This is a genomic window from Roseivirga echinicomitans, from assembly GCF_001592935.1.
Classification (GTDB): Bacteria; Bacteroidota; Bacteroidia; order Cytophagales; family Cyclobacteriaceae; genus Roseivirga; species Roseivirga echinicomitans.
Genome location: NZ_LRDB01000015.1, coordinates 1 through 21,563, shown reverse-complemented (window position 1 = coordinate 21,563; position 21,563 = coordinate 1). Strand labels below are relative to the sequence as shown.

Sequence of the window (21,563 nt, the reverse complement as noted above, 5' to 3'; positions counted from 1 at the left end):
ACCAAACAAGGCAAGAAAAACTCCGCGCCAACTTTCTCTTTCTCAACTAAGCAAGGAATTTCAGCCAGAGGTATTCAAGAGTATGATAGAGTTGATCCATTAAGCTACTATCAAGCCTATTGGGAAGCTCTAAGGAATGACAAAGTAACTGGAGGAGCAGATCCTGCTACTGCTGGAGCAGAAGCTACTGCTGAGTTGATTGATTTCCTTGCTTACAATGCAACAAACGTTGCCGATAATCAAATCATTGGAGCTGATGGTGCTATCAATCCTAACGCAGGCATCAGATACTCTTCTGACGATCTAGATTGGTTTGCTCCTATTGAAAGATTAGGTTACAGACAAGAGTATAACTTCAGTGCTAAAGGTGCCACAGACAGAGCTGATTACTATGTATCTCTTGGTTATTTGGACGAGAAAGGGGTTTTCAAAAATTCTGATTTCGAAAGATATACCTTAAGAACAAATGTTAATGTTGACGTTTTAGATTGGTTGAAAGTTGGAGTAAACAACTCTGGTGATATCAGAATGACAAATTCTGTAACGAGTGGAGGTTCTGGTTTTGCTAACGCATTCTACAATGCAAGAAGAATGGGGCCTATCTTCCCTGTTTATGCTATTGACGATCAAGGTAACTATATTACTGATCCTGACTTTGGAACTAAAGCTTTTGATAGAGGTGATGGTAGATTTGGATTACCAAGAAGACCAAATAACACTTCCGGTAGACAAGCACCAGAGGAGTCTCTTTTGAACAATAGCTTAAATGAAGCCTTATTCTTTAGAACTGTAGGTTATGTAGAATTAACGCCAATCAAAAACCTTAGTGTTAAAATTAATGGTAGTGTGGACATTGGAACATCAAATGGCCAATTCTATGGTAACCCGTTCGTTGGAGATTACATTCCAGTGGGAAGAGCTACTAAAAGCGCCAACTTCGATATCACTACTAACTTTAACCAGATCGCAGAATATTCATTCGATCTAGACACCAGAAACAGCTTTGACATCCTAGCTGGTCATGAGAGTTATGGCATCAAGAACAATGATCTCTCTGCCTCAAAAACAGGTTATATTGTTTTAGACAATCCTGTTTTGGATAACTATACTACAATCACTAGTGCAACTTCTAGAGTTAACCGATACAAAACAGAAGGTTACTTCTCAAGAATTAACTATAACCATGATGAACGTTATTATGCTTCATTCTCTTTCAGAAGAGATGGTACTTCTAGATTCTCTCAAGATGCAAGATGGGGTAACTTCTGGTCTATTGGTGCAAGCTGGAGAATGAGTGAAGAGGCTTTCATGAGCGGCATGAGCTGGATTGATGAGTTGAAGCTTAGAGGATCATACGGACAAACAGGTAATGATAATGTTGGAGGTTTCTATCCATATCAAACCCTTTACTCTTCTGGGCAAAACAATGGTAACAACCCTGGCTTCTTTAGCTACAGCGTTGGAAATAATAATCTACAATGGGAAAAGAATACTTCCGCTGACGTAGCGGTTGACTTTGAAGTTTTAGGTAGAGTTAGGGGTACTGTTGAATACTTCAACCGTTATTCTGACAACCTATTGTTCTCAGTGCCAATTCCACGTGAGTCTGGTTACACTTCTCAAAACAGAAACATCGGTAAAATGGTGAACAGAGGTTTAGAGTTCGATGCCAATGTTGATATTTTGAAATCAGATGGTGGACTTGAGTGGAACTTTGGTTTAAATGCAACTATGCTTACAAATGAGATCACTCAGCTACCTGAAGACTCAAGAGAAAACGGCATCATCACTGGTACTAAAAAACTTTTAGAAGGTCGGTCTATTTATGATTTCTGGCTGAAAGATTGGTACGGTGTTGACCCTGATACGGGTAGCCCACTTTATGTTTACGACCCAGAGTCAGAGTCTACAACAGCTAACCTTTTGAAAGAAATCAATGGTGTTCCAGTGACAACCAATCAAAACAATGCAGTATACCACTATAATGGTTCTTCTATTGCAGATGTTTATGGTGCATTTACGAACAACCTTTCTTACAAAGGCTTTTCTCTTTCTGTAATGTTCGCTTATAGCGTTGGTGGTAAAATCTACGACAACAACTTGCAAAGCTTAATGGGTGCTCTTGACGGAGGCGCTTTAAGTGTTGATATTGCAAACAGATGGCAAAACCCAGGTGACATTACAGATGTACCTAAGATTTCTATCAACAATAACACTAACAACATTGCAGGCTCTGACAGATGGTTGACAGATGCTTCATTCCTAAACCTTAGAAATATCAATTTAGGATATGAGTTCAAGCAAACCATGGTACAAAACATGGGGCTTTCTAGCCTTAGAATGTACGTTTCTGCTGAAAACCTATTCTTCATTAGTGCAAGAAAAGGAATGAACCCTATGGAGACGTTTAACGGAACACAAAATGTTGGACTTTACCCTCCTTCAAGAGTTTTAACCTTGGGTGTTAACCTAAACTTCTAAAACAAAGACAATGAAATATATTTCAAAAATAATATTACTCTTTTTTGTATTGGCTATAAGCTCGTGTAATGAAGAATATTTAGATACGTTCCCTACAGATCAGCTTGCTGCTGATCAAGTGCTCAATACTATTTCAAACCAAAGGGCTGCTTTGGAAGGGATTCACCGTCACATGTACGGTGTTGGAGGGTCTCAAGATGAGAGGTCTGGTTATGGAAACATGATGATCAACTATGATTTCTTGGGACAAGATATCGTTAACCCGCAAAGGGGTTCTGGTTGGTTTATTGGTGTACACCAATGGCTTGAGCATAGAAATAACAGTAGCTCATTAGTAGAGCATACTTATGATTACTTCTATGCCATGATTGCAAACGCTAACAATATTATCAATTCAATTGATGCTGTTGACGGAGATGCTGATGAGAAGAATAATATTAAAGGTCAGGCTTATTTCTATAGAGCATTTGCCCACTTTAACATGGTTCAACTTTATGGTAGCAGATACAAAGCAGGTCAAGCAAACGACCAGTTAGGTATTGTGATCAACCTTGATGATTTGAGCAACCTTGGAGAAGCTAAAGCGCGTTCAACAGTTGATCAAGTATACGCTCAAATAGGAGCTGACCTTACCGCTGCTTTACAAAGCTTGAACGCTTCATCTGTATCATTTTCAGACAAATCACAAATTAGTGTAAATGCTGTAAATGGTCTTTTAGCAAGAGTTGCTTTAACCAAAGGTGAATGGGCAAACGCCATTACTTTTGCGCAAGCCGCAAGACAAGGCCATACCTTAACGTCTTCTGCTCAAATTCAGGAAGGTTTCAACAATTCTGGTGCAACAGGTTGGATTTGGTCTAGCCAAGTAATTCCTGATCAAGGAGTTTACTTTGCTTCTTTCTTTGCCTACATGTCTTACAACTACAGTTCTTCACACATTAGAAACGATCCTAAGTGTATCAATGCTGACCTGTATGACATGATTCCTGCAACTGATGTTAGAAAAGGTTTCTGGAAAGTTACTCCTGCAGATATAGCAGCTATTGATATCCCAAGCAACTTCGCAAAGTATCCATACATGAATACTAAATTTGAAGCACTACCTAGTGGAACTATTGGTGATGGTGATGTTGTATTAATGCGAACTGCAGAGATGATTTTGATTGAAGCTGAAGCGAATGCTCGTCTTGGAGGAGCCAATGAAGTAGCGGCTAGAACTGCTTTATTCTCTCTAGTATCTCAACGTGATCCAAATGCTGTAATCAGTGTTAACACTGGACAAGCTTTATTGGATGAAATCTTGGTGCAAAGAAGAATTGAGCTTTGGGGTGAAGGATTTGGTTTCTTAGATCTTAAGAGATTAGATTTGCCGCTTCAGAGATCTACAAGAGGTAGTTTCAGCCTTACTCAGGCCAGAATTACAGATATGCCTGCTGGTGATCTTCAGTGGCAATTTTTCTTCCCAATTAGCGCGATTAACATCAACCCTAATTTGGTTCAGAACGATTAATAAAACGAAGGAGATTTAACATCTTCATCTTAATAAATTACAGAAGCCCAATTGATACAATTGGGCTTCTTCTTTTTTATACCCACAAACTATGATCGAAACCCAAATCAATCTTGAATTATCCCCTACATTTCGCCACCTTTGCGCTTCAAAAAATTACGAACTATGACTTCAGATCAGCTGAAAGATTTAAAAGCCAGAGTAGCGGCTTTGAGGGGGTATCTTTGACTACGATGTCAAAAAAAGTGAAGTAGAAGAAGAAGAACTGGTGACGGCCCAACCAGAATTCTGGAATGACCCAAAAGAGGCCGAAAAAGCATTAAAACAAATTCGTTTAAAGAAAGTCTGGACCACCAGCTTTGAAAACGTTTTAACAGCTTTAGAAGATGTGGACACCCTAAACGAGTTTCTCGAGATGGGCGAAGTATCGGAAGAAGAGGTGCAAAAAGAGTACAAAAAAGCACTTACAATTTTAGAAGAAATTGAATTCAAGAAGATGCTCAGTGGTGAAGAAGACCAACTGAGTGCCATGATTGAAATCAACCCTGGTGCAGGTGGTACAGAAAGTAACGACTGGGCTGAAATATTGATGCGTATGTACATCATGTGGGGAGAAAGCAAAGGCTATAAAGTCAAACAAATACATTATCAGCCTGGTGATGTGGCAGGATGTAAATCTTGCACCCTCGAGTTCGAAGGTGAATTCGCCTTTGGTTTATTGAAAGCAGAATCTGGAGTACACCGTTTGGTGCGTATTTCACCTTTCGATTCTGGTGGAAGAAGACACACTTCGTTTGCCTCTATTTTTGCCTACCCAGTAGTTGATGATACTATTGAAATTGAAATTAATCCTGCCGATATCAGCTGGGATACTTTCCGTTCAGGAGGTGCTGGTGGACAAAACGTAAACAAGGTAGAGACTGGTGTACGTGTAAAACATGCACCTACTGGTATTACGATTGAAAATACAGAGAGTAGATCACAACTTGGCAACAAGGAAAAGGCGCTTTCAATGTTGAAATCAAGGCTATACCAAATTGAGCTGGACAAGCGTAATGCAGCCCGAGACATTGTGGAAGGTGAAAAAATGAGGGTGGATTTTGGCTCTCAAATTCGAAACTATGTGTTGCACCCCTATAAATTAATTAAAGATGCCCGAACAGGTTATGAACGAACTGATGTGCAAAACGTGTTAGACGGTGACTTAGACGGTTACATAAAAGCTTATTTAATGCAGCAATAAATTAAATGGAGCCTCGGCTCCATTTTTTATTTACCACTATGCTCAAAAGAAAGACAGGAAAGCCCAGCATTTATACCTTACAGTTCTTCTTACTTTGCCTCAGTTCATTTCTGTTCTTCGGTAGTTTTAATATGATCGTGCCCGATTTGTACGATTACATTACCTCTTTAGGAGGTGGGGAATACAAAGGGCTCATCATTTCATTATTCACGGTCACCGCGGGGCTATCTAGACCCTTTAGCGGAAAGCTATCTGATACTATAGGCCGAATACCCGTAATGATCTTTGGGGCCAGCGTTTGCTTTATAATGGGCTTTTTGTATCCAATGGTTGGTACCGTTTGGGCGCTTTTACTCCTCAGGTTTCTTCATGGCTTTTCCACTGGCTTTAAACCAACAGGTACCTCTGCATATATAGCCGATATAGTGCCTTCCACTAGACGAGGAGAAGCCATGGGGCTCTCTGGCTTTTTCGGAAGTTTAGGCATGGCAGCTGGGCCTTCCATTGGCCCAAAGATCACCGAAGCCTACGGTTTGGACATGACATTCTATAGTTCTTCCATAGCTGCAATACTGTCGGTGATCATTTTAGTGGGCATGAAAGAGACCTTACAAGAAAAGGTCAAATTCCATCCTAGATTGCTCAAAATCAAATGGGGTGAAATTATTGAGCCAAGGGTATTCAATCCCTCCCTCCTCTTTTTATTGACCGCATTTTCCTTTGGGGCGGTACTTACTTTAGTCCCAGACCTCACCATGCAACTTGGGTATGACCAAGGTCAAAAAGGGATTTTCTTTTCAGTATTCGTGATTTCTTCTTTGGTCATTCGGCTTTTGGCAGGAAAGGCTTCAGATAAATACGGAAGAGTAATCGTTTTAAAAATAGCAGCACTAGCCATAGTCGTCTCCGATGTGCTTATTGCCTATACGCATACCCAAACTATGCTGATGATCAGTGCCATAATGTTTGGAGTTGCGGTAGGGATGAACACGCCAACTATTTACGCATGGACGATTGATTTAAGTTTAGACCATTTGCGCGGCAAAGGCTTGGCCACCATGTACATTGCCCTTGAAATTGGTATTGGTTCAGGAGCACTCATTGCTGGTTTTATTTACGCTAACAAAATTGAAAACCTACGCGAAGCCTTTTTGCTTTGTGCTGTGCTCTCCTTTATTGGTTTCTTATTTCTTACTTTTGGTTTAAATTGGTCAAAACGGTTTGTGAAGAGTACAGTTTAGCTGAAAACACATGAAAACACCAAAGACACTGCTCCCATTTTTTGCATTTGCCTTTATCCATCTGTTGGCCAAGCTTATGGATTTTCCGACCATGGCAGATTTCACCAAGCCACTCTTAATGTTGGGTTTGATGATCTACTTCAATAGTGAAGTGCCAAAAACAGTGCTCAGCAAATTTGTGAATGCGGCCCTATTTCTCTCTTTGCTAGGCGATGTTTTCTTGATCTTCTCCGATGCCCAACCCATCTTCTTTCTACTAGGTTTGGCTTCTTTTTTACTCGCACACCTTGTCTATATATTCATCAACCTCAACTTGGTAGATACGGAAGACCGAAAACTAAAATTCAATTGGCACGACTTACTCTTTGGGGTTTACGGCCTCGTTATATTTCAACAAATCAAACCAGGTTTGAGAGATATGATGATACCTGCCTTACTTTATACCATTGTGATTTGTATTATGGGCATTACCGCCAGCAAGCGCTGGGGAAAAACAGACAAAGCCAGTTTTTGGTGGATCATGATTGGCGCTCTTTTCTTCATTATCAGCGATAGCATTTTGGCCATCAACCAATTTGGAACCCCTTTTCCGCAAGCTGGCTTCCTTATTATGCTTACTTACATTATAGCCCAATTTATGATTGTAAGGGGAATTGTGGAGTTTATTAAAAGTCTTAAGGCGAGCGAGTAGTACTACTTTAAATCGAACTGATAAACCTTCTTTACTCCTAAGCTATCGTCTTCGGCTAAGCCATAAATGGAGTTATTCTTATCAAGGTCAAAACTCCGCAGATACTTATCAAGTTCATAAGCATTGATCAGTTCAACATCTCAATTGACACTAAATAAGTATGATTTATTAAGCCCAGAATTAAGGTGCCCTTCCTCAGTTAAATACTCCTTTTGACGAAGCCCAATGTACAATCCGCAAATGTCATTATGGTTTAATTAAAATTCCATAAAAACTTTTTTAGAATTATTAGGAGCCCTCGAGAGGTTCTTTAAAATTAGGATCCAGTAGATGATTTCAAGAATCCAATCTTACAGAGAGGCATCAAATCTTAAGAACAAATTGACCAAACAAACAACCTTCATGTTATGATTATTCACTAAAGTCATGAAATTGATAAATGTGAGATCTAATTAGTTGCTTTCTTTACTAAATTCAATTGATAGAACCTCAAATCATCGTCCGAATTATAATTCCTGTTTAGGAAAAAAAGCCCATTTGGGGTAACAAAGCACAACCTATGATCCAAATGAGATTTAATGGAAAACTCATTATATGCTATCAGATCTAAATTTGAGTTGAACGTTGTAACTGACATAGTCCTAGACTTAGCCACTTTAGCCAAATCCATTATAGTTTCAACTTCCTGACTACTCTTATAATAAATACCAATGCGGTAAAATAAACCTCTCCATTTATCGTAAACCATCTGTGGATAATATCCATTATTCTCTCTTCGTATTAAATTAACTTGAGCATCTTCAACTCTTCCTGATTGCGATTCCTTTATATGTGGAGACCCTAATTTCTTTTTAGCAATTTCCTTACCATCAAAACCATAAACATATATATAAGAAGACTTCGAAAAATTAAAATAAATACTATCTCCAACTACCAAAGAACTTCTATCAACATCGTTACTGGACCATACCTTTCCATGAAACTCCTCAGGATAGTTGATAATACCACTTAAAGTATCAAAATCATATACACCATATATTGAAGCTTCTAAAAAAGTTGAAACTTCTTCCAGAGGACGATATTCAGCAATATCAAACCCAATGATTGAGTCATTCCAAAAAATATTTGACTGGTTATTATTTCTTCTTATCCGTTCCAACCTTAAATAAGAGTAATCATAACTTTCCAAAGTCTCGCCTGAGATATTCATTTTTAATATTTTTGACACTACCCCAGGGAAATAATAAAACGAGCTATCGTTAATGAAAGTGAATGCTCCAGCCCCATATACCTGGTTCGGTCCTTGAGGAAAAAGAGTCGTTTTATTCCATTCTCCTGAAAAGAAAAACCTATAAATAAATAACGAGTCTAATCCGCCTTCTACTAAATATGAAAAACTAACATCATCATGAGACCAAAAATAAGAATCATCACTCAAGGGGTGGTAGACATCTCTAGGAAGCTTAAGGTCAAGAGAATCAGAAATAACTAAGTCAAAAGTCAATTCACTAATTTCATCGTTCTTACTTGCGCAGCAAACACACAACAGTGTGGCTACTCCAATTAAAAAAAATCTGTAAAGCATATGGTTAAGGGCTTAAAACAAGTGGACAAACTCCTTTTATCCACTTGCATTCTTGTTTATAGATTATTCAGGAAACACAATACACTCCCTAAATGACGCGTCTGGTGTTGTACAATCTGTACCAGGGTCATCGGTACACTTCGTTACTAAACAAAGATTAGTACCATCGTAGGTTGTCCCTTTGGTTTCCTTATAGTCAAATCCCGATGAATAGGCATTGACGCTCAAAACAGATATAAATAGAGCAAGAATACTCAATAATACTTTAACAGTTTTATTCATTGTTATCTTTTTCATAATTATTAAATTTAATAAATACTATTCTGGATCTAATTCAATACACTGCTGGGTGGCTGAACCTGGTGTTGTACAATCGGTACCTGGATCATCAGTACAGTTCCTTATCCAACAGAAAATAGGGTTTCCGTTGGGGCCATCGTTGAGTGAACTGTCGTAACTCCGCTTGTAATCAAACCCAACTCGGTATGAAAACAAATCATGCGAAGAAATTAAGACTAGGCACAACATTAAAAAAGCCACTCCCGAGACAATAATTTTACGATTCTTCATATTTACTTTTTTTTAAATAAGTCCTACTCTATTCAGGGTTTTCGGCATCTCCCTTTGCCAATAAAAAGAGAGTAAATGAGTGGCATGCACACTCACTTACAAATTTTAAGTATACCTACTCTATTTCTAGGTTTTCGGCACCCCCTATTTTATTAACTAAACATAGTTACATAATAAAAAGAATTATCGCAAATATTCAAAAAATTAAATTATACTTATGATTATATTTTAACCATCTAAAACCCTATAAAACCCTATAAAACCCTATAAAACCCTATAAAACCAAATAATTGACTTGAAATATTTTTTTTCAAATTTTTCTAATACTTGTATAGATAAAAATTACACGTTATCAAATAACGGTATAAAACCGATACTTAAGACTGGAGCAATTTGTAGCACCAATTATTGATGGAAAGGACAAAAATGTTTTAAACCAACAAGGCCCTAGGCGGCAAAAGAAAGCGCCTTTCTTTTCGCCAAAACCTTAAAGCGGATAAAGAGGGTGATGGCGGCAATACTTAAGCCGGTTAGCAGGCCGTACCAAACACCTTCAGGACCAAAACCTAACGTGAAACCAAACAAATAACTAACAGGAATACCGAGTACCCAATAGGCCACAAAAGTGATTACGGTGGGCACTCGAACATCTGACATTCCTCTGAGCGAGCCTAATCCCACTACTTGCACACCATCTGACAGCTGGAAGAAGCCGGCAACTATAATCAGCGAGCCAGCAATTCTTATTACTTCTGGATCATCGATATAGAGTGTTGGGAAAAAATTATGGAAGACAATATAGACCACAGAACAACAGGCCATAAAAATAAGCGCCATCATGAAACTGGTATTACCCGCACGATTAAGATTGAAAGCATCTCTTCTCCCCACTTGGTTACCAATACGCACGGTAGAAGCCGCTGCAATACCTGTGGCCATCATATAACTGAGTGAAACCAAACTCAAAGCAATTTGGTGTGCTGCCAAAGGGACTACCCCAAGCCTTCCCATCAACAACGCTGCTCCTGCAAAAGCACTTACCTCGAATACAAACTGGGTTCCGCTCGGCACTCCAATTTTGAGCATGGGTTTAAAGTAAGCAGCAGTAATATTAAAGATTTTAAAAGCAGTGCTGTAATACTGTGTTCTTTTACTCCTTCCTACATACAGCATCATGCCTACGGCCATAAACACCCTAGAAATTAGTGTTCCCCAACCCGCTCCAATTAGGCCTAATTCAGGAAACCCGAACTTTCCATAAATTAAAATGTAATTGAATAACACATTGATCAGGTTAGCACCAATGGTAATAAACATGGTTGGTTTGGTGATAGAAAGTCCCTCGGCAAATTGTCGGAAATTCTGAAAAAGCATCATCGGAATCATCGAAAAAAGGATGACATAGAAGTATGGTTTCCCCAACCTTATTACTTCTTCGGGTTGAGAGAAATTATCGAAACCAAAAGACAAAAGGTAGCCTAGTAACACCAACACTAAACTAGTACCTAAACACAAAACAATTCCATGGCGGAGCAGTCGGGTGATTTTATTGCGGTCGCCCTCACCATCGGCCTGAGCAACTAATGGCGTAATACCATAGGACATTCCAATTCCAAACATTAGGAATACCATCATCACATTATTGGCGAAAGAGGATGCCGCCAAAGCTTCTGTGCCAATTTGGCCCACCATGATGCTGTCCACTATACCCACAGTCACGTGGCCAACTTGGCTCAACATTACAGGGTAAGCAAGATTTATTGTTTTCCCGAAGTGCTGTTTGTACGATAGTTTCTCCAACATTAGATTCCTTTTATTCTGGCGAACTTCATGATTGCCGCCACGCTTAAACTATCCGTAATACGCCCATCGAGTACCATTTCCAAAACTTCTGTAAAGGGTAATTTATTAATTGAAATGTCTTCGGTATCATCAAAGTTAGTTTGGCCCTCTGTAAGGCCTGTTGCCAAATAAGCATAACCCACTTCGTCTGTTACTGAGTTTGAAGTGTGAATTTTACACAAAAAATCAAGCTGTTGGCAATCTAAACCCGTTTCTTCTTTTAACTCACGCTTGGCACCTTCTTCTAAAACTTCGCTTTCAGGTACAGCACCCATCGGGATTTCCCAGCTGTATTCATTCAAAGTGTATCGATACTGTCCAACGAGCCAGGTATTCATTTCATCGTCTATTGGAAGAATACCCACAGCTCGCCCCTTAAAGGACACCTTGCCATAAATCCCTTTTCCACCTGAAGGATTGATCACATTAAACTCATCTACCCTAATCCATGGATTTTCATAGATCAGCTTTCCATCTAAAGTCCTCCAAGGGTTTTTATGCGATTCCATGCCGCAAAATTAGACATATGTTTCAGCATCCAAATCAAAGTTTTAAGTTTGGGCATGTTATTATCAAATTTTGGTTCTGGAAAAGTTGAAGCAGGTTGCGATGAAGCTGGCCGTGGCCCCCTAGCGGGGCCAGTAGTGGCCTCAGCCGTTATTCTGCCAGCTGATTATCAGAATGGATTACTAAATGATTCTAAGCAACTGAAAAGGGCACACAGAGAGCTACTTGAAATTGAAATCAAAGCTAAAGCCTTGGCTTGGGCCGTTTGTGAAGTAAGCCCTGAAGAAATTGATGAAATCAATATTCTAAACGCCTCATTTTTGGCCATGCACCGCGCCATCGACCAACTCAAGATAAAACCAGAACTCCTACTTATTGATGGGAATCGCTTCAAAGTTTACCAGAGCATTCCGCATGAATGTATTATCAAGGGCGATGGAAAGTATTTATCCATTGCTGCGGCCTCCATTCTGGCCAAAGTAGAAAGAGACAGAATTATGAGCAATGCGGCTCTACTGTTCCCTGGTTATGGTTGGGAAAGCAATGCGGGTTACCCAACCAAAAAGCACCGCCAAGCCATTCGAGATTTAGGGATTACATCCTTGCATCGAAAATCATTTAGATTATTGCCTGAGCAGATCGAGTTGTTTTGATTCTGCTGTCAGTAGCAAACGAATTGTGATTCGTGAAAATTCCGAAGCCTCGGAACCTGGGATAACTTAGTAGCTGGCGCACACAGCACGTTTCTGTTTCATCCACCAATCTCAAAGTTTAGTCATGCTGTAAGCATCCTTTTCAGTAACACAGGAAAGAGAGTTACAGATATCAGATAGTCTGTGTTTCGTGAAAAGATCCCTACGGGATGACAGTATTTTTAACTCAGGCTGGCGTAAGCATCCTTTTCAATAACACAAGAAATCATCGCTAACCTAGAATGACTTAACGGTAGTTTGTAAACAAAAAAGACGACCCATGGCAGCAGGTCGTCTTTTGTAATGAATGTTGGGTTACAATCAATCTACATTGTCATGTAGAAATTTATTATTGCCCATAATTTCATCGTCATCATTAAGGTTATAACGCGATACATTGCTTTCAGATGAAGGTGGTGCATCATTTAACCTCACTTGTCTACGCTGATAAGCAGGAACTTCAAGTTTCTCTTTTATATCATCATTCTTGATCTGATAATTTCCAGAGCTACGTAATTTCTCTTCTCTTAGTCTCGCTTGCTGCTGAAGTTTGTTGCGTTTCATTTCCAAGAAATCCTTGTAACGCTGCTCTTCGTGATCTAGCTCAACACGTTCATTACGTAAACGAACTTCAGGATCCTCATTGGCTTCTGGACCAACTTCTTCGATGTCATATTTCTGAGCTAACCTAGACAAGAAAGTATAACCCGAAGTGATATTATCATCATCGCTGTCGTCTTTACTCTCCACTTCATCAATTTCTTGACGCGGTTCTGGCTTTTCAAAACCTGCACTAAATAATGAAGATTGTGTTGGTTTCTCAATGAAAGAAGGTTTTTCAACATTGCGTTCGATTGGCTGATTACTCTCTAAATCGATGACCGTTTTCTTAGTTGTATTTGGTCTCGCTTCCACCACTGGAGTTTCAAACCCTGTAGCAATTACAGTTACGCTAATGCTCTGACCGTGCTCTACATCAATACCGTGACCGAAAATCACCTCTGCATCGTCACCCGCCTTATCTTGGATGTACTCAGTGATTTCAGTAAGCTCGTCCATTTGAAGTTCAGCTTCTTCGCCAGAAATAATAGAAAGCAATATTTTCTTAGCCCCTAAAATATCTTGACTGTTGAGCAACGGAGAAGAAATTGCCATTTCGGCTGCCCTTAGCGCTCTTCCTTCGCCTTCGGCAGAAGCAGAACCCATAACTGCAGCACCTGCTCCTTTCATTACGGTTTGAACGTCCATGAAATCGACATTTACATAGCCAGGAACAGTAATGATTTCAGCAATACCTTTCGCGGCTGTGGTTAAAATATTATCAGCTTCGGCAAATGCCTTACTGATCGGTAGGTTACCGTGGATTTCTCTCAGCTTATCGTTGAGAATGACCAAAACAGTGTCACAATTTTCTTTTAATGCAGCAATACCTTCGTTGGCTGCGTTCATTTTCTTTCTTCCTTCAAAGCCAAAAGGAGCCGTAACAATCCCTACCGTAAGTAGATCCATGTCGCGTGCTATTTTAGCAATGATTGGAGCAGCTCCTGTTCCGGTACCTCCACCCATTCCTGCTGTAATGAATACCATTTTGGTATCTTCACCCAGCATTTGACGGATGTCTTCTTTGCTTTCTAAAGCTGCATTTTTACCCACCTCTGGGCTAGCGCCTGCACCAAGACCTTCGGTGAGACCAATGCCTATTTGCAATCTATTGGGAATAGGACTGCTTTTCAATGCCTGCGCATCGGTGTTACATACAATAAATTCCACATCTTTAATCCCTTGATTATACATGTGGTTTACTGCGTTGCTTCCTCCGCCACCAACTCCGATCACCTTGATGATCGATTTGTGATGCTTTGGAAGTTCGAACATATAAGATTCTGCCATGATTATTATGTTTAAGTCCGAAGCCTGAAGTCCGAAGACCGAAGACAAAAGCGGACGCTTGTTATTTTATCTTATTTTTAAAATCTGTCTAGTACTCTCCGCCTTTATCCTGAAAATCATCCATCAACAAACCCTTTGTTTTATCGATAAGGCCTTTGAAGAAGTCTGAGCTTTTCTTTGCGCTCTTCATTGTCTTCTTTCCTGAGGCCACCTGATTTTCCATATAGCGGTTTTCTCTTTCGTCAATCGCTCTGAAGCCCGAAAGCACTAAACCAACAGTAGTTGCATACATTGGGCTTTTGATCGCCTCAACTTTGCTCTTGCCAAGGTGTTCGTTCGGGTAACCAATTCTGGCATCCATACCAGTCATGTACTCGAACAACTGTTTTACATAACCCAGTTGCGAACCACCACCCGTAATCACAATTCCACCAGCCAACTTGCTAGCATAACCTGAAGTGATAATTTCTGCATGTACCAACTCAATAATCTCTTCCATTCTGGCCTCAATAATATTGGCGAGGTTACGGATCGAAATTTCTTTTGGTGGTCTATTTCTTAAGCCAGGAATCGAAACGATTTCATTTGGATTGGCCTCTTCTGCAATGGCTTTTCCGAATTTCGTTTTCAATAGCTCAGCTTGATTCTGCATTACTTTACAGCCTTCCTTAATGTCGGAGGTGATGATATTACCACCAAAAGGAATGACTGCCGTGTGTCGGATAATATTATCGTGAAAGATCGCGATGTCGGTAGTACCACCACCAATATCTACGAGGCAAACGCCAGCCTCTTTTTCTTCGTCACTCAACACTGACATGCTAGATGCCAATGGCTCTAAAATCAAATTTTCGATTTCCAAACCAGCTCTTCGCACACATTTATTGATATTTCTAATGGCATTAGTTTGGGCAGTGATCACATGGAAATCTGCTTCAAGCTTAACACCCGACATACCAACTGGATCTTTAATTCCTTCTTCGTAATCCACAATGTAATCTTGCGGCATTACGTGAATAATTTCACAGCCTGGAGGCATTACTATTTTATGGATATCGTTTGCTAAGCGTGTTAAATCAGACACTGTAATTTCATCTTCAACTACATCGCGGGTGATACTGCCGTGGTGCACCGAACTCTTAATGTGTTGGCCTGCAATGCCCACATTTACTACATTGATTTCGATACCCGATTGCTCACTTGCTTCGGCAATTGCCTTTTCAATCGCAATAACGGTTTTATCAATATTGGTCACTATACCACGGATTACTCCATCAGAAACGGCTTTACCCATTCCCAATACTTCGAGTTTTCCATACTCATTCTTCGTCCCCACAATCACACAGATTTTCGTGGTTCCAATGTCTAGTCCGACAACTATTTTATCTTCTTGCATAGCGTTGTTTGTATTTTATATTTCAGAGCTTCTATGTTTGTAAACCTGTCACTTCTACATTCATTTTCGCTTTAAATTCCTTTGTTTTGATCACTCACAAATGAGTTGATCTTTGTATTCTACATTTACTCTACTGTATGTATTCCAACCTTTTGTTGGCATAATTTCTTTAAAGAAAATCTCTAACCTTTTGAACTTCGACTTAAAATTTTCTGCATACCCAAATTCAAGTTTCTGATCTCCCACCTGAGGAATCATCACTACTTTTCCATTTTTGCTCACTATCAACTGAGCGATCTGCATGCTCCAAAACTTATCCTTGTTAATGTATTCAATCAAATCATAAAGTTTGTGGTCATACTCGTTTCCTTCAATACTTTTTCTAGAAGTCAACTCATCCATATATTTACCTGAAAGCACGATAACCCTTGCGGTATATTTGTTAGAAACTGGCAGGATATCACCTTCCTCACCCAAATACGCTTGCTTTCCGTTATCGGCAACAATCCTTGCCATTGGTTTATTCTGAATGGCCTTCACCACCAAATGGCCATTTAAGTCTCTAAACACTTGTGCATCCTTCACGAAACTGTGCGACTCTACTCTTCGCTCTATTTCCTTCAAACTCACCCTTCCGTAAGCATCACCCAAAACGGTATCCCCTTTGTTCTCAAAGATGAGCGACATTACATCCTCTTCATCGATAAAGAAGTTTTCATAGGTATTTTCTATGTCCACTTCAATGTCGTTAATTCTATAGCCCAGTTCCCTTTTGTCGATAAAACTGATCATGGATAATAGAAGGACACATGCCCCTGTAATTCCTACGACCCTCCAAATTGTTTCTTTTGCTCTCATGACAATTCAGCTTTTATAGGTTCTACAAATTTATCAATATCGCCTGCACCAATGGTTAAAAGCACCTCTGGTTGCCAAGCTTTAATTTGTTCAAGCAATGCTTCTTTAGTGCAAACTATTTTTCTTTCAGCATTCACTTTTTCCAGCAACATTTCTGAAGTAATTCCTTCAATCGGCTGCTCTCTGGCAGGATAGATGTCCAACAATATCACTTCATCCGCCAAGCTCAAGCTCTGCGAAAATTCTGGTGCGAAATCCCTAGTGCGACTGAACAGATGCGGTTGAAAAACAGCCGAAATTCTTTTACTCGGATAAAGTGCTCGAACCGACTTCAATAATGATTCGATCTCCACCGGATGATGTGCGTAGTCATCTATATAGACCAAACCAGCGGACTTTATAATGTACTCAAAGCGCCTTTTCACCCCTTTATAAGTACTTATACCTTCACGGATAGAATCATCATCAGCACCAAAATATTTGGTTACAGAAATAGCTGCCAAGGCATTTTCTACATTATGAAAACCTGGTACATTCAATCGAATACCCGAAATCGTCTTCTTGCTTGTTTTATAATCGAAAACGAAAGCCGCCTCCTCAATTCTTAGGTTCTCAGCCGTAATGTCAGCCGACTCCAAGGCATAACTTGAATGATGAATTCGGTTTGTATCGACTAAAATCTGACTTCCCACTCCTTGCTTCGCGAAGAGTTTACCTTTCTTTTCTATTTTACTTACAAACAGTGCAAACGACTCTTTCAAAGCGTCCTTATCACCATAAATATCTAAATGGTCTGCATCGATAGAAGTCACCACAGCCGCATCTGGACGAAGGGTTAAGAACGAACGATCAAACTCATCTGCTTCAATCACAGCGATAGAGTTCGTTTCCTCATTCATCACCATGTTTGTACCATAATTGGTCGCAATTCCTCCCAAGAAACCAGTACAATCAATCCCTGCCGTTTTCATCAAGTGGACGATCATTGAACTGGTAGTAGTTTTACCATGCGTTCCAGCCACTGCCACACTAATCATACTTTCGGTAATCAAACCCAACACTTGGGAGCGTTTCATAATGGTGAAACCTTCTACCATCAGCCAAGCCCATTCCTTATGACCTTTCGGGATTGCTGGAGTATAAATCACCAAAGCATCCGCTTTGGAAGCTTTTACTTCGCTGCTGATCTGCGCTGGATCATCTTCAAAATGAACTGCAATTCCTTCATTTTCCAACTGACGTGTTAAAGGCGTTGGCGTTTTATCGTAACCCGACACAGCTTTGCCGTTGTGCTTAAACCACCTGGCCAAAGCACTCATCCCGATCCCTCCGATCCCAAGAAAATATACGTTATGTACGTCTCTCAGCTTCACGCTATCAATTTTAAAATCTCGTCAACTATTTCATTTGCCGCATTGGGTTTGGCCAATGCCTTTATTTTTTCACTCAGCCTTTCTTGCTTTTCCTGGTTGTGGATCAACGCAATGGCTTCGTCTATCAATCTATCTCTAGCTTCTACATCTTTCACCAAAATGGCGGCATCATTGTCTACCAAAGCTTTTGCATTTTTCGTTTGATGATCTTCTGCTACATTAGGTGAAGGCACAAAAATTGTCGGTTTGGCGGCTATACTGAGTTCCGAAACGGATAATGCACCCGCTCGAGAAATCACCACGTCTGCTGCTGCATATGCCAAATCCATTTCCTTCAAAAACTCAAAAAGAAGAATACCTTTTGCATCTCCAGAAGCTTCAAGTTTCTGTTTCATTTCAGCATGGTAAAACTTGCCACACTGCCAAATCACTTGAACACCTTCTGCCTTCAATTTCTCTAAGCCTAGAACCATACTGTCATTCAGCGTTCTGGCTCCAAGGCTTCCTCCTAGAATCATCAATACTGGTGCATCACTCAGATCAAAATGCTTCAGAGCAGCTTCTTTCTTTCCTGCTAAATCGACTATGTCTTTTCGAACAGGATTTCCTGTAAAAGCGATTTTGTTGGCCGGGAAGAATTGTTCCATGCCAGGATACGCTACGCAAATCTTTTGCACCTTCTTTGCCAATAATTTATTGGTAAGACCTGCATATGAATTCTGCTCCTGAATCACTGCTGGAATTCCTTTTCGCGAAGCCACTCTTAATAAAGGGCCGCTAGCATAACCACCAACACCTACCACCGCATGTGGCCTAAATCTTCTAATAATGCCCGCACTTTTGCTGAGACTGTTCACCAGCTTTACTGGGAAAAGAAGGTTGTCGAAAGTGAGTCTGCGCTGCAAACCACTGATCCAAAGACCGATGATTTTATAACCCGCTTCAGGCACTTTCTGCATTTCCATTTTCCCTTCGGCACCCACAAAAAGAATCTCAGCATCATCGAAACGCGCTTTAAAAGCATTGGCAATTGCAATGGCTGGGTAAATATGCCCACCTGTGCCGCCTCCGCTGATAATAATTCGATATGGTTGTTTCTTTTCTATGAGTTTTATGCTTTTACTGTATTTCTCAAATCACCAGTTATTGGTGAAAAAACTTCTTGCTCTCCTCGGCTAACACTCAAGATAATTCCCAAGGCGAGTCCAGTGAATAGTAGTGAGGTTCCCCCCATACTAATTAAAGGCAATGTTTGACCTGTTACAGGCCCTAAGCCAACCACAACACCAATATTTACCAAGGCCTGAATTACGATGGCAAAACTGAGTCCTGCCGAAAGCAGCCCTCCAAATGCCCTGTCACTATTAGCCATTACTCGCATTCCTCGATAGAGCAGCACTAAATAGAGGAACAAAACGAACACTCCTCCAATCATTCCATATTCTTCGATAATGATGGCATACACAAAATCTGAATAAGGGTAAGGAAGGAAATTTCTTTGATCACTTTTACCTGGCCCTTTCCCAATTACTCCGCCTGTGGCAATAGCGATATAGGATTGTTGTGCCTGATAAGGAACTTCTTCTTGGCTTATAAAGTCGGTCACCCTACTAATTGCTGTTCCACCACGCTGACCAAAACTCATGGCGAGCACACCGACAAAAGCACCAACAACCATTAGCATAGCCAAATATTTTGTCGGCACACGACCGATAAATAAAAGCAGCATACAAGTAAGGAACAGCAGAATTGCTGTCGAAATATTGGTCATCGCTATGAGGCCACAAATGGCGCCACACCAAGCCAACATTGGGATCAATGATTCTTTGATATTGGCAATGTTCTGCTGCCTTTTTGCCAGCATACTGGCCAAACCTGCGATCAAGGCCATTTTAGCTAAATCGGAAGGCTGGAATTGCAAACCAATAAATGGTAATTCAATCCAACGTGATGCTTCATTGACGGTAGAGCCATACAACCAAGTGTACAGTAAAAGTGGCACAGATATGAACAGTGCGTATCGGGTGATTTTAGAATAATAGCGATAGTCTATTTTATGGGCAATCCACATCACTAACATGGCCAAGCCTACCATAACAGTATGGCGAATGAGGTAATATTCTGTATTGCCTCCCATTTGCTTGTAAGCCAAAGAACCTGTGGCGCTGTACACTACCAAAATACTAATCAGCGAGAGGCATAGCACCACCGCCCAGATGACGGGATCGCCCTGAAGGTTTTTATCGGCCCATGCTTTTAGCTTAATCATTATTCTAATTTTAAATCTTTCGTTACGCTAATTCCATTACAATTTCTCTGAACTGATTTCCTCGATCTTCATAGTTCTTGAACAAATCGAAACTTGCACAAGCCGGAGATAACAAAACGGTATCGCCCGGTGCGGCCAAATCCTTAGCCATTCTAATCGCTTTAATCAAATCATCTGTCGCCTGAATGCTGGGCACCAAATTTTCGAATGCCGTAAAGAGTTTCGAATTATCTTTCCCTAAGCAAATCAAGCCTTTTACTTTATTCTGTACCAAAGCCTGAATCAGGCTGTAATCATTTCCTTTATCTACACCACCTGCAATCCAAACAATAGGAGCATCAACCGCGTCCAAAGCATAGTAGACAGAATCCACATTTGTCGCTTTTGAATCATTGATATATTTCGTTCCGTCAATTTCCCTTACAGGCTCTAGTCGGTGTGGAGCATTTTTGAAGTTTTTAAAGCCTCTCAAAATGGCTTCATCGCTCACACCTGCCAAGCTAGCAGCATAACCTGCGGCTTTTGCATTCAACATATTATGTTGCCCCTTTATTGAGATATCTGCTCTGGGGGCGGATATCTCAACGTTTATAGGGGTATAAAACAACCTATCATTTGTTATCTCAGAGGCGTCTCCTCCAAGCGAATAAGGATGAAATTTCAAGCCATCATTGGCTTTAGAAATGTTCCTCCCAATTTGGCGGTCATCGCTCCAATAAATGGCATGACCACCCAGATGTAAAAGGTGAAAGATGCGCATCTTCGATGCGATATATTTTTCGAAGTCGTAATCGTATCTATCCAAATGATCTGGAGTGATATTCAATACTACAGCAATGTTCAATTTCAATTCGTAGCAATCGTCTAACTGAAAACTGCTCAATTCTAGCACGTACCAATCGTGCTGGTCTTCCACTACCTGACGTGCTAAACTTTTTCCTACATTTCCTCCAAGACCAACATTAAATCCTCCCTCTTTCAAAAGATGGTAGGTTAAAAGGGTGGTAGTGGTTTTACCGTTTGTTCCAGTAATACCAATGAGCTTTGCGGCCGTATGCCTAGCTGCGAATTCGATTTCTCCAATGACCAAATTTCCTTTGGCTCTAATTTTTTTGATTAAAGGAGCCGATTCTGAAATACCAGGGCTCTTGATCACTAAGTCACTTTCTAAAATTCGTTCTTCTGAATGTTTTCCGCTTTCGAACTCAATACCGTTGGCTTCTAATTCCTGAACATATTGAGTTTTAATCTGCCCCATATCAGACACGAACACATCATAGCCTTTCGCTTTTCCAAGCAATGCTGCTCCTGTTCCGCTTTCACCTGCGCCTAGTATGGTTAGTTTTCTTTTCAAGTTATCAGTTATCAGTTATCAGTTATCAGTTATCAGTTATCAGTTATCAGTTATCAGTCTG

The 21,563-nt window shown here is 40.3% G+C and carries 18 protein-coding genes; 6 read left to right on the top strand and 12 right to left on the bottom strand.

All coding sequences use genetic code 11. The features are described from left to right. From AWN68_RS11035 to AWN68_RS11015, 5 genes are all read left to right on the top strand, one after another. Positions 1-2,481, top strand: a 2,481-nt coding sequence (locus AWN68_RS11035) for a SusC/RagA family TonB-linked outer membrane protein (RefSeq protein WP_068415407.1), incomplete at its 5' end; no start/stop codon positions are given. A 10-nt stretch (positions 2,482-2,491) separates the two neighbouring features. After that, positions 2,492-3,991, top strand: a complete 1,500-nt coding sequence (locus tag AWN68_RS11030) for a RagB/SusD family nutrient uptake outer membrane protein (protein WP_068415405.1) — start codon at positions 2,492-2,494, stop codon at positions 3,989-3,991. A gap of 165 nt (positions 3,992-4,156) precedes the next feature. Next, positions 4,157-5,234 (top strand): peptide chain release factor 2 gene (gene prfB / locus AWN68_RS11025; RefSeq protein ID WP_157716178.1). Its coding sequence is split into 2 segments (ribosomal slippage): positions 4,157-4,216 and positions 4,218-5,234, totalling 1,077 coding nucleotides; the frame shifts between segments, so codons are not numbered across the junction. Between the two features lie 38 nt (positions 5,235-5,272). Beyond that, the gene (locus tag AWN68_RS11020; RefSeq protein WP_068415399.1) at positions 5,273-6,475 is read left to right on the top strand and encodes an MFS transporter; all 1,203 of its coding nucleotides are present in this window, start codon (positions 5,273-5,275) and stop codon (positions 6,473-6,475) included. 10 nt (positions 6,476-6,485) lie between these two features. Continuing rightward, positions 6,486-7,166, top strand: coding sequence for a lysoplasmalogenase (locus AWN68_RS11015; RefSeq protein ID WP_068415396.1), 681 nt, complete (start codon positions 6,486-6,488; stop codon positions 7,164-7,166). A gap of 448 nt (positions 7,167-7,614) precedes the next feature. Here the strand turns inward: AWN68_RS11015 and AWN68_RS11010 are convergent, their stop codons facing one another. From AWN68_RS11010 to AWN68_RS10995, 5 genes are all read right to left on the bottom strand, one after another. Next, positions 7,615-8,751 carry a DUF4221 family protein gene (locus AWN68_RS11010; protein ID WP_068415393.1) on the bottom strand — a complete coding sequence of 379 codons (1,137 nt, stop codon included), beginning with the start codon at positions 8,749-8,751 and terminating at the stop codon, positions 7,615-7,617. Positions 8,752-8,814: 63 nt separating this feature from the next. Next, positions 8,815-9,048 carry a hypothetical protein gene (locus tag AWN68_RS19000; protein WP_157716177.1) on the bottom strand — a complete coding sequence of 78 codons (234 nt, stop codon included), beginning with the start codon at positions 9,046-9,048 and terminating at the stop codon, positions 8,815-8,817. 21 nt (positions 9,049-9,069) lie between these two features. Further along, the gene (locus tag AWN68_RS11005; protein WP_068415390.1) at positions 9,070-9,321 is read right to left on the bottom strand and encodes a hypothetical protein; all 252 of its coding nucleotides are present in this window, start codon (positions 9,319-9,321) and stop codon (positions 9,070-9,072) included. Between the two features lie 447 nt (positions 9,322-9,768). Then, positions 9,769-11,124 carry an MATE family efflux transporter gene (locus AWN68_RS11000; RefSeq protein WP_068415388.1) on the bottom strand — a complete coding sequence of 452 codons (1,356 nt, stop codon included), beginning with the start codon at positions 11,122-11,124 and terminating at the stop codon, positions 9,769-9,771. Further along, the gene (locus tag AWN68_RS10995; protein WP_068415385.1) at positions 11,124-11,672 is read right to left on the bottom strand and encodes an NUDIX domain-containing protein; all 549 of its coding nucleotides are present in this window, start codon (positions 11,670-11,672) and stop codon (positions 11,124-11,126) included. The genes AWN68_RS11000 and AWN68_RS10995 overlap by 1 nt, the downstream gene beginning before the upstream one ends. A gap of 54 nt (positions 11,673-11,726) precedes the next feature. Here AWN68_RS10995 and AWN68_RS10990 point away from each other — a divergent pair, with 54 nt between their 5' ends. Beyond that, positions 11,727-12,323 carry a ribonuclease HII gene (locus AWN68_RS10990; RefSeq protein ID WP_068415382.1) on the top strand — a complete coding sequence of 199 codons (597 nt, stop codon included), beginning with the start codon at positions 11,727-11,729 and terminating at the stop codon, positions 12,321-12,323. A 360-nt stretch (positions 12,324-12,683) separates the two neighbouring features. Here AWN68_RS10990 and ftsZ read toward each other — a convergent pair whose 3' ends face one another. From ftsZ to murD, 7 genes are all read right to left on the bottom strand, one after another. Continuing rightward, complete coding sequence (gene ftsZ / locus AWN68_RS10985) at positions 12,684-14,252, bottom strand: cell division protein FtsZ (protein WP_068415379.1); 1,569 nt, start codon at positions 14,250-14,252, stop codon at positions 12,684-12,686. 88 nt (positions 14,253-14,340) lie between these two features. Then, entirely contained in the window at positions 14,341-15,648 is a 1,308-nt protein-coding gene (gene ftsA, locus AWN68_RS10980; protein WP_068415378.1) for a cell division protein FtsA, read from the bottom strand. 90 nt (positions 15,649-15,738) lie between these two features. After that, a complete protein-coding gene (locus tag AWN68_RS10975; RefSeq protein ID WP_068415377.1) occupies positions 15,739-16,506 on the bottom strand; it encodes a cell division protein FtsQ/DivIB in 768 nt (255 codons plus the stop codon). Beyond that, positions 16,503-17,879, bottom strand: a complete 1,377-nt coding sequence (gene murC / locus AWN68_RS10970) for a UDP-N-acetylmuramate--L-alanine ligase (protein ID WP_084362839.1) — start codon at positions 17,877-17,879, stop codon at positions 16,503-16,505. Before murC ends, AWN68_RS10975 begins: the two co-directional genes overlap by 4 nt. Continuing rightward, positions 17,876-18,985, bottom strand: coding sequence for an undecaprenyldiphospho-muramoylpentapeptide beta-N-acetylglucosaminyltransferase (gene murG, locus AWN68_RS10965; RefSeq protein WP_084362838.1), 1,110 nt, complete (start codon positions 18,983-18,985; stop codon positions 17,876-17,878). The genes murC and murG overlap by 4 nt, the downstream gene beginning before the upstream one ends. A 5-nt stretch (positions 18,986-18,990) precedes the next feature. Then, entirely contained in the window at positions 18,991-20,148 is a 1,158-nt protein-coding gene (locus AWN68_RS10960) for an FtsW/RodA/SpoVE family cell cycle protein (RefSeq protein WP_068415361.1), read from the bottom strand. 22 nt (positions 20,149-20,170) lie between these two features. After that, positions 20,171-21,502 carry a UDP-N-acetylmuramoyl-L-alanine--D-glutamate ligase gene (gene murD, locus AWN68_RS10955; RefSeq protein WP_068415359.1) on the bottom strand — a complete coding sequence of 444 codons (1,332 nt, stop codon included), beginning with the start codon at positions 21,500-21,502 and terminating at the stop codon, positions 20,171-20,173. Positions 21,503-21,563: the final 61 nt, after the last annotated feature.

Bases quoted from the DNA above. Each gene is read 5' to 3' on its own strand.
- AWN68_RS11000 (WP_068415388.1), bottom strand. From the start codon at position 11,124: ATGTTGGAGAAACTATCGTACAAACAGCACTTCGGGAAAACAATAAAT.
- AWN68_RS11030 (WP_068415405.1), top strand. From the start codon at position 2,492: ATGAAATATATTTCAAAAATAATATTACTCTTTTTTGTATTGGCTATA.
- AWN68_RS11020 (WP_068415399.1), top strand. From the start codon at position 5,273: ATGCTCAAAAGAAAGACAGGAAAGCCCAGCATTTATACCTTACAGTTC.
- AWN68_RS10990 (WP_068415382.1), top strand. From the start codon at position 11,727: ATGTTATTATCAAATTTTGGTTCTGGAAAAGTTGAAGCAGGTTGCGAT.
- AWN68_RS11005 (WP_068415390.1), bottom strand. From the start codon at position 9,321: ATGAAGAATCGTAAAATTATTGTCTCGGGAGTGGCTTTTTTAATGTTG.
- AWN68_RS10995 (WP_068415385.1), bottom strand. From the start codon at position 11,672: ATGGAATCGCATAAAAACCCTTGGAGGACTTTAGATGGAAAGCTGATC.
- AWN68_RS19000 (WP_157716177.1), bottom strand. From the start codon at position 9,048: ATGAAAAAGATAACAATGAATAAAACTGTTAAAGTATTATTGAGTATT.
- ftsZ (WP_068415379.1), bottom strand. From the start codon at position 14,252: ATGGCAGAATCTTATATGTTCGAACTTCCAAAGCATCACAAATCGATC.
- ftsA (WP_068415378.1), bottom strand. From the start codon at position 15,648: ATGCAAGAAGATAAAATAGTTGTCGGACTAGACATTGGAACCACGAAA.
- AWN68_RS11015 (WP_068415396.1), top strand. From the start codon at position 6,486: ATGAAAACACCAAAGACACTGCTCCCATTTTTTGCATTTGCCTTTATC.
- AWN68_RS10975 (WP_068415377.1), bottom strand. From the start codon at position 16,506: ATGAGAGCAAAAGAAACAATTTGGAGGGTCGTAGGAATTACAGGGGCA.
- AWN68_RS10960 (WP_068415361.1), bottom strand. From the start codon at position 20,148: ATGATTAAGCTAAAAGCATGGGCCGATAAAAACCTTCAGGGCGATCCC.
- AWN68_RS11010 (WP_068415393.1), bottom strand. From the start codon at position 8,751: ATGCTTTACAGATTTTTTTTAATTGGAGTAGCCACACTGTTGTGTGTT.